The sequence below is a fragment of the Bacterioplanoides sp. SCSIO 12839 genome, assembly GCF_024397975.1.
Classification (GTDB): domain Bacteria; phylum Pseudomonadota; class Gammaproteobacteria; order Pseudomonadales; family Oceanobacteraceae; genus Bacterioplanoides.
The window spans coordinates 3,225,594-3,241,247 of record NZ_CP073745.1; the positions used below are offsets into that span (position 1 = coordinate 3,225,594).

General features: G+C 47.0%; 13 protein-coding genes. 5 read left to right on the top strand and 8 right to left on the bottom strand.

Going from position 1 to position 15,654, the window contains the following annotated elements:
* Genes KFF03_RS14655 through KFF03_RS14680 form a run of 5 tightly spaced genes read left to right on the top strand, consistent with a single transcriptional unit; the run spans window position 1 to window position 5,807 of the window.
* The gene (locus KFF03_RS14655) at window positions 1–3,468 is read left to right on the top strand and encodes a PilC/PilY family type IV pilus protein (RefSeq protein ID WP_255857662.1); all 3,468 of its coding nucleotides are present in this window, start codon (window positions 1–3) and stop codon (window positions 3,466–3,468) included.
* Window positions 3,458–3,961: a GspH/FimT family pseudopilin gene (locus KFF03_RS14665; RefSeq protein ID WP_304941506.1), complete on the top strand. Its 504-nt coding sequence runs from the start codon at window positions 3,458–3,460 to the stop codon at window positions 3,959–3,961. Before KFF03_RS14655 ends, KFF03_RS14665 begins: the two co-directional genes overlap by 11 nt.
* A complete protein-coding gene (gene pilV, locus KFF03_RS14670) occupies window positions 3,952–4,530 on the top strand; it encodes a type IV pilus modification protein PilV (RefSeq protein WP_255857663.1) in 579 nt (192 codons plus the stop codon). Before KFF03_RS14665 ends, pilV begins: the two co-directional genes overlap by 10 nt.
* The gene (locus KFF03_RS14675; RefSeq protein WP_255857664.1) at window positions 4,527–5,381 is read left to right on the top strand and encodes a PilW family protein; all 855 of its coding nucleotides are present in this window, start codon (window positions 4,527–4,529) and stop codon (window positions 5,379–5,381) included. The genes pilV and KFF03_RS14675 overlap by 4 nt, the downstream gene beginning before the upstream one ends.
* Window positions 5,382–5,399: 18 nt before the next feature.
* Window positions 5,400–5,807 (top strand): type IV pilin protein, encoded by a 408-nt coding sequence (locus KFF03_RS14680; RefSeq protein ID WP_255857665.1) that lies wholly within the window; start codon window positions 5,400–5,402, stop codon window positions 5,805–5,807.
* Here KFF03_RS14680 and ispH read toward each other — a convergent pair.
* The 8 genes from ispH to kdsA form a co-directional block, all read right to left on the bottom strand.
* A complete protein-coding gene (ispH, locus tag KFF03_RS14685) occupies window positions 5,804–6,751 on the bottom strand; it encodes a 4-hydroxy-3-methylbut-2-enyl diphosphate reductase (protein ID WP_255857666.1) in 948 nt (315 codons plus the stop codon). The two genes, KFF03_RS14680 and ispH, sit on opposite strands and share 4 nt — an antisense overlap.
* Window position 6,752: 1 nt before the next feature.
* Complete coding sequence (locus KFF03_RS14690; RefSeq protein ID WP_255857667.1) at window positions 6,753–7,193, bottom strand: peptidylprolyl isomerase; 441 nt, start codon at window positions 7,191–7,193, stop codon at window positions 6,753–6,755.
* 464 nt (window positions 7,194–7,657) lie between these two features.
* Complete coding sequence (gene lspA / locus KFF03_RS14695; protein WP_255860935.1) at window positions 7,658–8,158, bottom strand: signal peptidase II; 501 nt, start codon at window positions 8,156–8,158, stop codon at window positions 7,658–7,660.
* A gap of 15 nt (window positions 8,159–8,173) precedes the next feature.
* A complete protein-coding gene (gene ileS, locus KFF03_RS14700) occupies window positions 8,174–11,137 on the bottom strand; it encodes an isoleucine--tRNA ligase (RefSeq protein ID WP_255857668.1) in 2,964 nt (987 codons plus the stop codon).
* 74 nt (window positions 11,138–11,211) lie between these two features.
* On the bottom strand, window positions 11,212–12,183 hold the full coding sequence (ribF, locus tag KFF03_RS14705) for a bifunctional riboflavin kinase/FAD synthetase (protein ID WP_255857669.1): 972 nt from the start codon (window positions 12,181–12,183) through the stop codon (window positions 11,212–11,214).
* Window positions 12,184–12,394: 211 nt separating this feature from the next.
* Window positions 12,395–13,972 (bottom strand): murein biosynthesis integral membrane protein MurJ, encoded by a 1,578-nt coding sequence (gene murJ, locus KFF03_RS14710; protein ID WP_255857670.1) that lies wholly within the window; start codon window positions 13,970–13,972, stop codon window positions 12,395–12,397.
* Between the two features lie 210 nt (window positions 13,973–14,182).
* Window positions 14,183–14,449 (bottom strand): 30S ribosomal protein S20, encoded by a 267-nt coding sequence (rpsT, locus tag KFF03_RS14715; RefSeq protein WP_255857671.1) that lies wholly within the window; start codon window positions 14,447–14,449, stop codon window positions 14,183–14,185.
* A gap of 143 nt (window positions 14,450–14,592) precedes the next feature.
* Window positions 14,593–15,432, bottom strand: a complete 840-nt coding sequence (kdsA, locus tag KFF03_RS14720) for a 3-deoxy-8-phosphooctulonate synthase (RefSeq protein ID WP_255857672.1) — start codon at window positions 15,430–15,432, stop codon at window positions 14,593–14,595.
* Window positions 15,433–15,654 lie beyond the last annotated feature (222 nt).

The window sequence follows — 15,654 nt, forward strand, 5'->3', positions numbered from 1 at the left end:
ATGAAATATTTAACTTTATTTTTACTTTCATTCTCGGTTTTTGTTAAAGCTGATGATGTTGAAATTTACACTGGTAATACAACAGGCGTGGGCAATCCCAATGTTATGTTTATTTTTGATACTTCAGGCAGTATGGGGAGCAATGATGCAGTTGATCAGAATGGTAATACAGCATCAAGAATAAAAGTTTCACAAGAAGCAGCCATATCCATCCTGACTGGTTTGGAAAATGTAAATATTGGTTTATCTAGATTTGATAACACCAGAAGCTCTTCGAGCCCCGTTAGCAATAGGTCAGTTTATACAGATTCATCCAAAACCAGAACAACCAACCTGGACCACGGTGGTTTTATTCAAATTCCTTTGCGGCCTATTGACAATGCGACCCATAAAAACACCCTAATTAATGCGATCGAGGAACTACCCGCCAACGCTTGGACGCCATTGGTTGAAACCTATGATGAAACATTACGCTACCTGAGTGGCGAACCAGTAAAATACGGTAAAAAGTATGGTTCTATTGCGTGTAAATCAGAAGATAAACTTGTTAAAGAAACACTATCTCAACCAACAGGAAATTGCTTGAGGTATGATGTTATTGAAGTATGTAATGGCCAGCGAGACTACTATGGCCGTTGTTACGTGACAGGCCTCTCAAGCACTGCTTGTAGTACCCGAGACGACTACATATCTTATTTCCGTCCATGGTGGGGTGGAGCAAACAGATGTTACATTCGACCAGCACAAGTGGAAAACAAAGATGTTTGCCTCGAACCAGAACTTGAAACTATAGAAACAGAATTTATCAAAACCGTTAACAACTGCTCGGCGATCTCAAATGACAATTATTTTTATTTAAGTCATCACGATACCTATGACAATTCTGGAAATTACATAACACCAATCAATGATACCTGCCAAAGTAATCATGTGATTATTTTTACTGATGGCGAATCATCTTATGATGCAGATAGTGATGTCAGAATAAGAAATTTTGTTAAGGATATTGATTCTGACAAATCTTATATTACTAAAAATTGTTCTACAGACCCGAATGGTACAAACAATATTTTAGATGACAGCTGTATGGAGGAGCTGGCGCTTTATGCACAAACTCAGGATATCATTGATGATAGTCGTATTAATCTGGACGACAATTCAAGCGATGAAGGTAAGCAAAATGTAACCACCTATACTATTGGTGGATTTGTAAGCCAAGGCGATGTCATTGATACCAGACTTAATAATACAGCTACGGCAGGTGGGGGAACCTATATTCGTGTTGAAAAAGGCACGGGCTATGACGAGCTTCGTGAAGCATTAGTTAACACCTTCGCAAAAATCCAAACTAAATCAGCCAATTTTACCGCCCCTTCAGTCGCAGTAAACGCTTTGAATCGCTTGGAGAATTCCAGTGAGTTATATTTCACACTATTCTCCCCAAGTAATTCCATCGGTTGGGAAGGTAACTTAAAACGTTACCGACTCGGCAGTGACGGTAAAATTTACGGCATCAATGACACAGAACCGGCGGTAAACAGCACAACTGGTTTTTTTGATGAAACCGCAACCAGCTTCTGGACCGAAGCAGAAGATGCTCCCGATGGAAAAACTGTTTCTAAAGGGGGGGCAGCACGACGCTTAACTGCCAGTCGCAATGTAATTACTCATTTAAGCAATTCCAGTGGCGCTATCAATGATAAATTCATAAGCAGTGGCAGTGGTTCCAACCCAACAATTAACAGCAACTTTACAAAATCACTCTTCAATGCAGACAGCATAAGTGATGTTGATTTCAACAATCTGGTACTTTGGGGTGCAGGATTAGAATTCGATAGTAATGGAGGCATAACCTCCCGAAGAGCAATAGAAGACCCTTTGCACAGCAAACCAGCTGTGATTCATTATGGTGCCAATGCGTCTACTGGTATTTTAGATAGCACGATTTTCTTCGGTACTAACTCGGGTTACCTGCATGCCATCGACTCTAATATCAATGACCCTAAAGAGCGATTTGCCTTTATTCCGAGAGAACTGTTGCCAAACATTCTTGAATACAGAAACAATACAAGCACACTGGGTAAAGTTTACGGCTTAGATGGCCCGATATCGACTCTGTTAGTTGAGTCTGGTGACAACGATACGCGTCTTGTCATTGATAGTAATGATAAGGCTTATATCTATGTTGGTATGCGTCGAGGTGGACGCAGCTATTATGCGCTGGATGTATCGGATAGAGATGCACCTGAACTCATGTGGCAGATTGATGGCGGTATTCAGGGCTTTGAAGAACTGGGACAGACATGGTCGGAGATGACACCAATCAATGTGAATCCCGCTGCGATTGGTGTCAGCAGCAATGAAGATTCGATCAAAGTACTGGTCTTTGGTGGTGGCTACGACGGAGACGAAGATAATAATGATACTGTTAGCAGCACACGCATAACTCATGATCAGGGTAACGCCATCTTTATTGTTGATGCACTCACTGGTCGACTATTATGGAAAGCTTCTCCAAATGCTAATGCTGACCTTCGCCTCACAGAAATGACCAGCTCAATTGTGAGCGACATTACTCCTGTTGATAATAATGGCGATAAAAACGTTGATATTTTATACGCTGCAGACGTGGGTGGCCGCATCTGGAGAATTGACTTGCTTTCTGATGGCAATCAGGTGGGTACTGTTCTGGCGGATCTGAACGATGGTACAGTTGCAGGCAATACGCGTTTCTTCAACTCCCCGGATGTGTCTTATGTCACTTCAGAGTCAGGAGAAGGAATTTATATTGTAGGCATTGGCTCAGGCTATCGCGCTCACCCATTAAATATTTTGAATGAAGATCACTACTATGTGCTCTTCGATAAAATGACAACTGAAACCGAAACTGATCTGAAAAACCTATTAACGTCCTATAAAACTCTGTCTAAGTCTGATTTAGGGGACTATAGCAGCTGGAATAGTGAACCGGATGAGAAAAAATATAATGGCTTATTCTTCGACCTTCCTGGCAGCGGTGAAAAAGTTTTAAGTAACTCATTAACCAGTGACTTTAAAATTTTCTTCACCACGTACAAGCCAACAACATCTACGTCTTCGAGCCTGTCCTGTTCTGGTAGTGCTGGACAAGGCAAGCTGTATACCATCAATTTAGCCGCCGCAAGCAGTGGAAGTGGTGATGGTAGCGATGGAAGCGGCGATGGAAGCGGTGATGGAAGTGGCGGCGGCGGAAACAATGGCGGGTTCTCTTTAGACAACCTCACCATTGACGAAACAGCAGACTTAAAAACAAACGGTATTCCACCAGACCCGGTTCTGGTATTCCCGCCAAGCTCAGGTGGTAACGGTACTGGCCCCGAAGGTGATGGTGCAGAGTGCCCAGGGCAAAAAACCTTATTAATTGGTAGCGAAAGCATCGGTACTGGTGTTTGCGCAGGCATTAAGAAACACTACTGGCATGAAGTCTGATTTTATGTTCACACATCCCAAAAGGTTCTATCAGGGTTTTACCCTGATAGAACTGATGATAGTGATTGCTATTGCTGCAATCCTGATGTCTACCGCTGTTCCAGCAATGAAGACATTTACGCTGAATAAACAAGCTTCGTCATTACTTAGAGAACTACAACAAGATATTGTTTACGCACGTAATCAAGCAATTTCATCTTCAGAGAACGTCACACTGAGGCCATTAGCAAACAATTGGGATAATGGCTGGGAAATTTTACAGGATACAACTGTTATTCTGACACGAGGCTCTACCAACTCTCCAATTGCAGAGACTGGTACAATTTCATCAGGTTATACTCTAACAAATCCGCTTATATTTGACCGACGAGGACGGTCTTCAACATCTGATAGCATCAAAATAGACGTTGCAGGGTGTACAGGGAATAGAGAGTATACTCTTTCAATCAATAATATTGGCCAAGTAATAGTGGTGACATCAACATGCTCATAATTGATCGAGGAAATAAATCCTCTGGCTTCAGCTTAATTGAAGTCATGGTCACTCTTACTATCACTGTGGTTGGTTTGGTTGGTTTAGCAACTCTCCAAATGCAGGCCAATCGTGCGACTTTAGATACTGGAAATCGTTCTCAGGCTGTATGGATCACGCAGGATTTGATCAACCGTATTCGGGCAAACCCTGAAGGAAATTACCACACTAACAATACAGCCGTTGACTGTGCAGCACCCGCAAGAATTTGTGTCGCCTTTCACAATGGCAACAGTCGGCAAACGGCTCAAACCTGTTCAGCTCAGCAATTGGCGATATCCGACTTATGGGAAGTCGCCTGTGGCACTCCGGCAACAACTTCAACAGGGACCATTCGCTCTTCTTCCGCAAATTTCATTGCCAACCCGCAACTCATTATTAATGATAATAACGCTGACCAACGTATTGAGATAACTTTAAGCTGGGATTCAAGAACCAGTGGTAAAAACAACGCTGATCAAACAATTTATGCAACAGACGCTCTGGGAAGTGCATCCCGGGCGGAGTTAACAACGGTGGTTTATCGATGACCAATTTCAATAAACAAAGTGGTTTTTCACTAGTTGAATTAATGATTGCCAGCGCTTTGGGTGTCGTTGTCTCTTATTTTGTGATGAATATTATGATCACCAGCACTCGTTCAGCAACAACGTCTGATGGTTTGGCTGAAGCACAAGAAACGGGGCGCTTTGTCTTAAGTTTTTTACATGCAGAAGCTCGTAGGGCAGGTTTTAACTTTTCTCTGGAAGCAAGCAACACTTCTCCTTTTGCCGATACTTGTGCTATCAATGTTACTCCGGGTGACCCGGGAGCTGATTGCACCTTTAATTCTGATGATGATGACAGTGGTGACCGCTTAGCGGTTCGATGGACGTATAATTCAGATGGTACAGGAAGAAATAATCAGGACTGCTCCGGTGCAGCTTTGACAGTTGCTGATGGAACCAACCTGGTTGACCTGTACTGGGTAGAAAGTGATATCGAGAATGGTGATGGCTATAACGATGTATTGAAGTGTGCAACTTATAATGACGCGACAGGCATTAACATTTCTTCAGTGCAAACAATCGCCAGTGGTATATTAGCAATGCACGTGCTCTATGGTGTCTTTGGCGAAGATGAGTCGACTGGTGCTGTCATGACTGTTCGTTATGTCAGTGCTGACGAAATGGTTGCAATCCCTGGCTGGCAAAATTTTGTTAGGTCAGCCCGGATTTCAATACTCACGCGCTCTTTTAACGATTCAACATTGGACCAGGCAAACAGAGGCTATATTTTATTAGATTCAGAACCTTATCAATTTAATGATCGGATATCACGCTATATTCAAACATCAACTGTATCGTTAAATGGCTTGAACAACCTTGTTGATAATATATAAACCCAAGAGAAGAAACTGATGAAGTTACGTGGCTTTACACTAGTTGAACTAATGGTTGCAGTCGCAATCATCAGCATTGTCGCATCAATTGCTATTCCTCAGTACAGCAATTATGTTCGCAGGTCAGACAGAGCAGATGCCATTGTACCAATGGCCCGTATTATGGAAGCACAGGAGCGTTATTATGCTGACAATGTTACTTACGCAACTGATCTGAAAGACTTGGGTTATTCAACAACAACATTAACAACTGAACAAGAGCGCTACGTTATCAGCGCACAAGCCTGTGGGTCTGCACCATTAACCCAATGTGTTGAATTGGTCGCTACAGCACAAGACACACAAGCCCTTGATGGTAATTTGATTATGGACTCTCGCGGTAAAAAAGAGAGAAAGTTAGGCGGCTCTACTTATAAATGGAATTAACCCACATCCACCATTCGTAGCTCTTTCGGTAGCGAAAATACGACATTTTCTTCCTGGCCCTGCAGCTCTTGCGGGGCTTCGCCACCTAAGCTCACCAGTTTATCCACCACCTGCTTTACCAGCACTTCCGGTGCTGATGCACCAGCAGTAATGCCAACGGCCTTGACACCCATTAACCAATCAGCAGAAATTTCATCAGCGCTATCAATCAGGTGGGCTTTGGCCCCCATGCGCTCTCCGAGTTCACGTAAACGATTAGAATTGGAACTGTTAGGCGAGCCGACTACCAGTAATAAATCACAATCGGCTGCGAGTTGTTTAACTGCATCCTGACGGTTTTGGGTGGCGTAACAGATATCGTCTTTACGGGGGCCTTCAATATGCTCAAACTTCGCCCGTAAAGCATCAATAACCACAGCGGTATCATCCATGGATAAGGTGGTTTGAGTAACGAAATAGAGTTTTTCTGGATTGTGAACTTCCAGTGCAGTTACATCAGCCTCATCTTCTACCAAGTAAATATTGCCGCCATTGGAGTAGTCGTACTGCCCCATGGTGCCTTCAACTTCCGGATGACCCTTATGGCCAATCAGAATACATTCGCTGCCATCGGCACTATAACGGGCAACTTCCAGATGAACTTTGGTCACTAGCGGACAAGTAGCATCAAAAACTTTTAAACCCCGGTCTGCGGCGTTTTTACGCACCGCCTGAGATACACCGTGCGCTGAAAAAATCACAATATTATCGTCAGGTACTTCGTCCAGTTCATCAACAAAAATAGCACCGCGCTCACGGAGTCCATTCACAACAAATTTGTTATGAACGACTTCGTGGCGAACATAAATCGGTGGTTCAAATAAATCCAGCGCACGATTCACAATATCGATAGCACGATCAACACCGGCACAGAAACCACGAGGGTTAGCGAGTTTAATTTGCACGTCAGGCCTCCGTCACTTCCAGAATCTGCACTTCAAAAATCAGGGTTTTACCGGCTAACGGGTGGTTAAAATCAACCGTTACCCAGTCACCTTCGATTTTATCAATGACGCCGGGTAACTCCTGACTCTGAGCATCGGCAAACGACACCATTAAACCGGGTGCAACCGGCATATCAACCGGAAAATCTTTGCGTTTGATCTCTTGCAGATTTTGCGGATTTGGTTGGCCAAAGGCTTTTTCAGGTGGCACTTCAAACAGTTTTTTGTCGCCTGTGGTTAAGCCCACCAAATATTCTTCAAAACCGGGTAATAAATTTCCATCGCCCAGCACAAAAGTCGCAGGCTCGCTTTCAAACGTGGAATCCACCACCTGATCTTCTGCCAATTTCAGCGCGAAGTGCATGGTGATTTTGCTACCGTTATGAATAGTCGCTACAGACATAGTTTTTGGTACCTTTGAGGTTTAACAGCGATCGGCTGTTTAAAAATACGGTTTTGAATTTTTGCCAGGGCCTGTTAACACTATTTCGATCACGCTGTTATGACTGAAAATCTTTCAATCAAGGCGCGAAGAATGATGTTTAACGAGTTAAATGAATGATGAGCAACACAGAGTGAAGGATTTTCAGCCATAACCCGAAGGGCTGGCGTCAGTTTTTCCCTGAGCTGTGTTATTCGTTGCTTATTTAACTCGTTAAACGGCGCTCCTCATGCCTTGCTCATGAACAAACTGACTGCCAGCAGCAAAGATCTAAATAGTGTTAACAGGCCCTAGAGAAAGTAAGCGGTGGATGGTTTTTCAAAGCAGCAACATGATGTTGCGGTAGAATCGCCGGCACATGGATGTGCCGTCCGATCCGGCGGCTGAAAAACTATGCACCGGTTACTTCCTGTGATATCGAAAAATCAGGAAGCTTTCTGCTGAGCTTCCCGCTTGCCTTCTAAAAATATATCAATCGCCATCATAATGGCACCGACGGTAATGGCTGAATCGGCAATATTAAAGGCCGGGAAATATGACTTCTCCCAGTGCACAGAAATAAAGTCGATCACATGACCAAACAGCACACGATCAAACAAATTGCCCAATGCACCGCCTAAAATCAGCGCCAGGGCAATTGGCAACCAGAGCTGAGTACGCGGTAATTTCTTCAACCAAACAATCAACACAATACTGACTACCAGCGAAATCGCGGTGAAGAACCAGCGCTGCCAGCCACCTTCATTCGCCAGGAAGCTGAATGCTGCACCCTTGTTATACAACAGAGTGAAATCCAGAACCGGTAACAAATACACAGGCTCGCCGTAATTAAGGAAAGCTTCGGCGATTTGCTTGGTGGCGATATCCAGTACAAATACCAGAGCCGCCAACCATAACCAGATGATTGCTGAACCTTGTTTAGACATCATCAGTAGCCTCTATTACGCGTAGTGACGAACTTCGCCGTCACCCTCTACGTTTTCAACACAACGGCCACACAACGTTGGATGTTGTTCGTTATTGCCTACATCATCACTATGGTGCCAGCAGCGCTCACACTTCTCTTTTTCAGAAGCTTTTACAGCAACGCGCAACCCTTCCAGTTCCGTTTCTTCACCGGCATCCGCAGCAAAATCAGACACAACAGCACCAGAGGTAATCAGTACGAAACGCAGTTCGTTACCCAGTTTATCCAGTTGCGCTTTGATGCCTTCCGAAGCAAACAGTTCGACTTCGGCACTTAAACTGGCACCAATGGTTTTATCAGCACGTGCTTTTTCTAACACACCGTTTACTGCGGCTTTGGCGGCCAGGATATCTTTCCAGAAGCTGTCATCAAATTCACCCACAGATGTTGCAGGGAAATTGGTGTACCACTCGCTCAGCATTACCGATTCTTCACGTTCAGAACCTGCGGCAGCCAGACATTCCCAGATCTCTTCTGCGGTGAACGACAAAATTGGCGCAATCCAACGAGCCATGGCTTCCAGTACGTGGAACAGTGCGGTCTGAGCACTACGACGTGCCAGGCCATCCGCTTTACAGGTGTACTGACGGTCTTTGATCACATCCAAGTAGAAACCACCCAGCTCAGTCACACAGAAGTTCATCAGTGCTTTGGTCAAGCCTTTCAGGTCGTAATCGTGATAGTAGGCAATTACTTTTTCCTGCAATGCCTTGGTGTAGTTCACCATCCAGGCATCCAGCGGCAGCAGGTCTTTGCCATCTACCATATCAGTTGAAGCGTTAAAGCCATTAATGTTGGCCAGCAGGAAACGACAGGTGTTACGCACACGACGATAAGCATCGGCGTTACGCTTCAGGATTTCATCCGAAACCGTCATCTCACCACTGTAGTCAGTATCCGCTACCCACCAGCGCAGGATGTCACCGCCCAGCTTGTTCATCACAGCTTGCGGCTCAACCGTGTTGCCCAGCGACTTAGACATCTTGCGGCCATTCGCATCCACGGTGAAACCATGAGTCAGAACCGTTTTATACGGCGCCTGACCGTGTGCGGCGACTGACGTTAACAATGAGCTTTGGAACCAGCCACGGTGTTGGTCGGAGCCTTCCAGATACAGATCCGCTGGGAATTGCAGCTGATCGCGTTCTTTACATACCGCAGTGTGAGTCACACCGGAGTCAAACCAAACATCCAACGTATCGGTCACTTTGACGTAGTCGGCGGCGTCAGCACCTAACAACTCTTCTGCTTCCAGATCGAACCAGGCATCAATGCCCTTCTCTTCAACCTTCAGAGCCACTTTTTCAATCAGCTCAGCGCTGTTCGGGTGTAATTCGCTGGTGTCTTTATGCACGAACAGCGCAATCGGCACGCCCCAGGTACGCTGACGCGAGATACACCAGTCCGGGCGATCGGTCATCATGCCTTCGATACGGGCCTTACCCCAACCCGGACGCCATTCGATGGTGTTATCCACCTCATGCATCGCGGTATCCAGCAAGCCTGCCTGATTCATGCTGATAAACCACTGCGGCGTGGCACGGAAGATGATCGGCGTTTTATGACGCCAGCAGTGTGGATAACTATGGGTGATCTTGGCTTTTTTCAGCAACGCACCTTTTTCTGCCAGCAGACCTAATACCCGGAAAACCCCTTTATCAGCCGTACTTAAACCACTCAGTTCCAATGCATCCAGTGCTGGTGTCGCAATAAAGTTACCGTTGTTATCAACCAGCATTTGCTCAGCGGTCACACCAAACGCGTTCGCCACGTTGTAATCGTCAACACCGTGCATAGGTGCGGTGTGAACTGAGCCTGTACCAGAATCAGCCGTTACATGATCGCCAGTGATGATTGGCACGAACTTGTCGGCTGAACCATCTTTCTCTTCACCTGAAACACCAGGCACTTCTTTACCTGGCATAAACGGATGCTTAACGCTGAATGGTGCAGCATCTTGCTCAGCTAACTGACCAAACGCCGCGCCTTTAGCGGTTGCCAGTACCTCGTAAGCTTCGATGCCATAACGCTGCATCGCATCTTCGACCAGGTCTGCCGCCAGCAGCAGAATTTCATTCGCTTCTTGCAGTAATACAAGCGAGTATTCAAGCGTTGGGTGAACCGATACCGCTTCGTTTGCCGGGATGGTCCATGGCGTGGTGGTCCAGATCACAATGCTTACGGTTTTGTCAGCGTGAGACGCATCCGCACCAAAGGCCGACAAAATCGCCGCGCTATCCGGGAAAGCAAATTTCACATCAATGGAGATGGACTGCTTATCTTCGTATTCCACTTCCGCTTCGGCCAAAGCAGAACCACAATCGCTACACCAGTTAACCGGCTTAAAGCCTTTGTGCAGGTGGCCTTTATCAATGATGGCACCCAGAGTGCGGATGATGTTGGCTTCGAATTTGAAGTCCATGGTCAGGTATGGGTTTTCCCAATCACCTAAGACCATGAGACGTTTAAAGTCCTGACGCTGGCCGTCTACCTGCTCAGCTGCATATTCACGACAGTGGCTACGGAATTCGCTGGCGGTGACAACTTTTCCATCAGCATTGGCAGCACCAACTTTGCCAACTTTCTCTTCGACCTTCAGCTCGATTGGCAGACCATGGCAGTCCCAGCCTGGGATGTATGGCGCATCTTTACCGCTTAAGGTCTGAGACTTGATGATGACGTCTTTCAGAACCTTGTTAACCGCGTGACCAATGTGAATCTTACCGTTCGCATACGGAGGGCCATCATGCAGAATAAACTTATCGCGACCTGCACGTGCTTCACGAATTTTCTGATACAGGCCAATCTCTTCCCAGCGCGCCAGCATTTCAGGCTCACGCTTCGCCAGGTTACCACGCATCGGAAAATCCGTATCGGGCAGGTTCAAAGTTGACTTGTATTGGCTTTCCACGGTCTCTTTTTTGGAGCGGTCGTTCATAGCAGGGTCACTTCACTTAATAAATTGAAGCGCCTAATGGCGGCAACTTCAGAAAATAGGTTGTTAAAACAGGTTCAGGCACTGCGGAACGAATTCGGCAATGCGGCAAAATATTGTTTGGCTGCACGTTTATCATTTTCGATGGCATCTTTCAGTGCATCCAGGCCATCAAACTTCTGTTCATCGCGGATCTTGTGTAGAAACTCCACCGTCAGGTGCTGGTAATACAGATCACCTTTAAAACCAAACAGATGCACTTCTAACGATGGCTCAGGGGTACCGGAAATGGTCGGTTTTACACCCACATTAGCCACGGCAAAATATTCGTTTGCACCACGCTCCGCTTGCTGATCATCCAGCAATACACGCACAGCGTAGACGCCATTCAAAGGTAGCTTCTGACGTTTCACCATCACATTCGCCGTTGGGGTATCAATGGTACGCCCTAACTGGCGACCAAAAGCGACCCGACCACTCATGCGATAACTTTTCCCCAACAGACGAGCAACACGAGACAGATTATTACTGGATAATTCAGAGCGTACGCGAGTACTGCTAACACGTTCGCCATCCAACTCCAGCGTCGGGGTATCCTGAACGCTGAAGCCTGACTTGACGCCCGCTTGCTGCAGAAGCTGGTAATCGCCACTGCGATCACAACCAAAGCGGAAGTCATCACCGACAATCAAGTGTTGTATTTTTAAGGCATCGACCAGAATTTTCTGCACAAAGTCATCTGCCGACATCGAGCGCAGATTCTGGTTAAACGGCAGACACAAGACATAGTCGACACCGTATTCTTTCAGATCCTGAAACTTCTCCCGCACATTGGCTAAACGTGCAGGCGCGGCATTCGGAGCAAAAAACTCTTTGGGTTGCGGCTCAAACATCATCACCAAAGTGGGAACGCCTTTTAGCTCAGCCACTTCTTTTAACGACTTAAGAATGCCCTGATGACCCAGATGCACACCATCAAAGTTCCCGATGGTAGCAACACAACCGGGGAAATCAGCAGTAATGGTATGAAGGCCGCGTAAAACACGCATCTGAGCAAACCCACGAAAAAACGAAAAGGCCGGATTATAGCCAACCAGCCGCCCAGGTGACAGCAGTTTTATGGCCAGATTTTGGTCAATTAAAGGAAAGAAGTCAGATAGATTTTCATAGCAGCGACAGGATGTCGCGTTAGGATCGCCGGCACAGGGATGTGCCGTTCGATCCGGCGGCTGAAAATACTATGTGATTGCTTTCCTCTTGTTAGAAAAGCTGACCTTTCAGATGACGAGGGCGAAGGCCTGCAACAATCAAAATAGCGAAATAAACAAACACCCCGGCAGTCACAATCAGAGCCATCCAACCGCTGCGTTCCAGTGTGCTCCACTCCAGCCATTGCTGAGGGTTGCCCATCAGCCAGAACATCACAACAAACAACGCCACATTGGCAATAGCGGCCTTGGCAACAAACGATAACCAACCCGGCTGAGCGGCATAAACACCCTGCTTTCGCAAACCGCGATACAACATATAGGCATTAAAATACGCCGACAGCGATGTCGCCAACGCCAGACCAACGTGCTGCAGCGGGAATACCAACGCCAGATTCAGCACCATATTCACCGCCATCGCCTGAATGCCAATTTTCACCGGCGTCTTAGTATCCTGGCGGGCGTAATAACCCGGCGCCAGCACCTTAATCATCATAAAGGCCAACAAGCCAGAACCGTACGCCTGCAAACTCAGGGTCATCTTGCCAACATCGTAAGCCGTGATTTCACCGTGGTAGAAAATAGTTGCCATCAGCGGTGTAGCCAGCGTTACCAGCGCCAGTGCGGCGGGCAATGCCAGCAAAAACACCATACGGATCGCCCAATCCAGCGTTTTGGCAAACTCTTGCCCCTTCTCAGCGGCATGCTTTTGAGAAAGCGCCGGGAGAATCACCACACCAATGGCAATAGCAAAAATACCCAACGGCAGGTTGTTCAGACGATCGGAGTAATACAGCCAACTGACACTGCCACTCTCCAGGAAAGAGGCCAACAAAGTATCTAACAGCAGGTTTATCTGACTCACAGATACGCCAAACAATGCCGGAATCATCAGCTTACCAATGCGACGAACGCCTTCATCTTTCGGCTGATACTGCGGTCGAACCAGCAAACCTAGTTGAGCAATAAAGGGGAGCTGGAACAGCAACTGAACCGCTCCAGCCATAAACACCCCCCAGGCCAGTGCAAACAGCGGTTCAACAAACCACTCCGTCATTACCACAACGGAGAAGATCAGACATAAATTCAACAGCACTGGCGTAAAAGCCGGTACAGCGAACCGTCCATAAGCATTCAGCACACTACTGGCAAACGCGGTTAGTGAGATAAATAGCAAATACGGAAAGGTGATGCGCAGCAGGTCTGCGGTTAGGGCGAATTTTTCCGGATCTTCACGAAAGCCCGGAGCAAAGACCCAGGGAAGATAGTCTGCCCCCAGCAATGCCAGCGCCGTGATGCCCAATAAAGCCATTCCCAGCACACCCGATACCCGAGCGATCAGCAACTTTACTTCAATCAGGCCACGCTGGGTTTTGTATTCGGTTAACACCGGAACGAAGGCAACGGAAAACGCCCCTTCGGCAAATAAGCGACGGAAAAAGTTAGGGATTTTAAATGCAACAAAGAAGGCATCTGCCCGAGCACCAAAGTACTGAGCCACCATCACGTCTCGCACCAAACCCAGCACACGGCTGAGCAGTGTCATCACACTGACGATGGAAGAAGACCTCAGCAGGCTGCCGTCACTGCTCTTCTCCCGACTCTTTTTTGGCGGTGTTTTATCTTCCATAACTCTTCCGTTGCTTTGGCCTTTGATTTTTAAGGCTCTGACTCCGGTTTTTTCAAAGCAGCGACAGGATGTCGCGCTAGCGGGGCAGGGCCAGGGATAGCACTTCGGCGCGGCGACTGAAAAACAACCAGAACTGAAGCCACAACAAACCTTTCAAACAGGCATAAAAAAACCCGCAACTGCGGGTTTTTTCGTCGAACTGATAAGCTATTAGCCTTTCAGTGCGAATACCTTAGCGTTCAGACGGCTCTTGGTACGTGCAGCAGTATTCTTGTGCATGATACCTTTGTTAACCATCTTGTCGATGTAAGGCTGAGACTTAGTGAAAGCAGCTTGAGCTTGCTCATAGTCGCCAGAAGCAACAGCAGCTTGTACTTTCTTGATGTAAGTGCGAACCATAGAACGCAGTGCAACAGTGCGCGCGCGACGTTTGATAGCCTGACGGGCGCGTTTACGAGAACCAGCGGAATTTGCCACAGTCGGCTCCTCAAAATTGGTTGTTCAAGTCAAAGGGCTATCAAGGCGCCCCATATAAGAGGGCCGGAATTATCCTGATATCCCCCTCGGGTGTCAACTCTTAGTGAACATCTAATGCTCAACTAAGAGTTAACCACAATCAGTTAGTCGATAATCACTGGCTCGAACGACTTCACCAGCTCATCAACGGCTTTCATTTGCGCCAGGTACGGCTCCAGCTTATCAAGCGGCAGCGCACAAGGACCGTCACATTTCGCTTCAGCCGGATTTGGATGTGCCTCCAGGAACAAGCCTGCCAAGCCTAATGCCATACCGGAACGTGCCAGCTCAAATGCCTGAGCACGACGGCCATCCGCGGAATCCGCACGGCCACCCGGGCGTTGCAGCGCGTGTGTGGCATCAAAGATAACCGGCGCCTGCTTCTTCATATCATCCATGCCCAGCATATCAACCACCAGGTTGTTATAACCAAAGCTGGAACCACGCTCACACAACATCACTTTTTCATTGCCCGCTTCTGCGAACTTTTTGATGATATGACGCATTTCGTGTGGCGCCAGGAACTGCGGCTTCTTCACGTTAATCGCAGCACCGGTTTCAGCCATAGCCACCACCAGATCGGTCTGACGCGCCAGGAAAGCTGGTAGCTGAATCACATCAACCACTTCTGCAACCGGAGCCGCCTGGAATGGCTCATGAACGTCGGTAATGATTGGCACGTTGAAAGTCGATTTAATCTCTTCAAAGATCTTCAGACCTTCCTCCATACCCGGGCCACGGTAAGAATTAATAGAAGAACGGTTCGCCTTGTCGAAAGACGCCTTAAATACATAAGGAATGCCGAGCTTTTCAGTCACTTTGACGTAGTGCTCACAAATCGCCATGGCCAGGTCACGGCTTTCCAGTACATTCATACCACCAAACAATACGAATGGTTTGTCGTTGCTTACTTCAATACCAGCAACATTTACTTGCTCGATCATTTCGCTCTCCTGAGAAATATACTGGAGTTATTGCTGTTCAACCGTCTGCTGCAGGGAGCAGCAGCCGAGCCTACAGGGATGTATTTACGGCGTGTTGAACGGTGATAACTGCAGTGTATTTTTAACGTTAAAACTGCGAGATTCCACAGCATTATTTTTCAGCCACACCCATCGTAAGGCACATCCATGTGCCTGCGATGGGCACGCAACATCCTGTTGCTG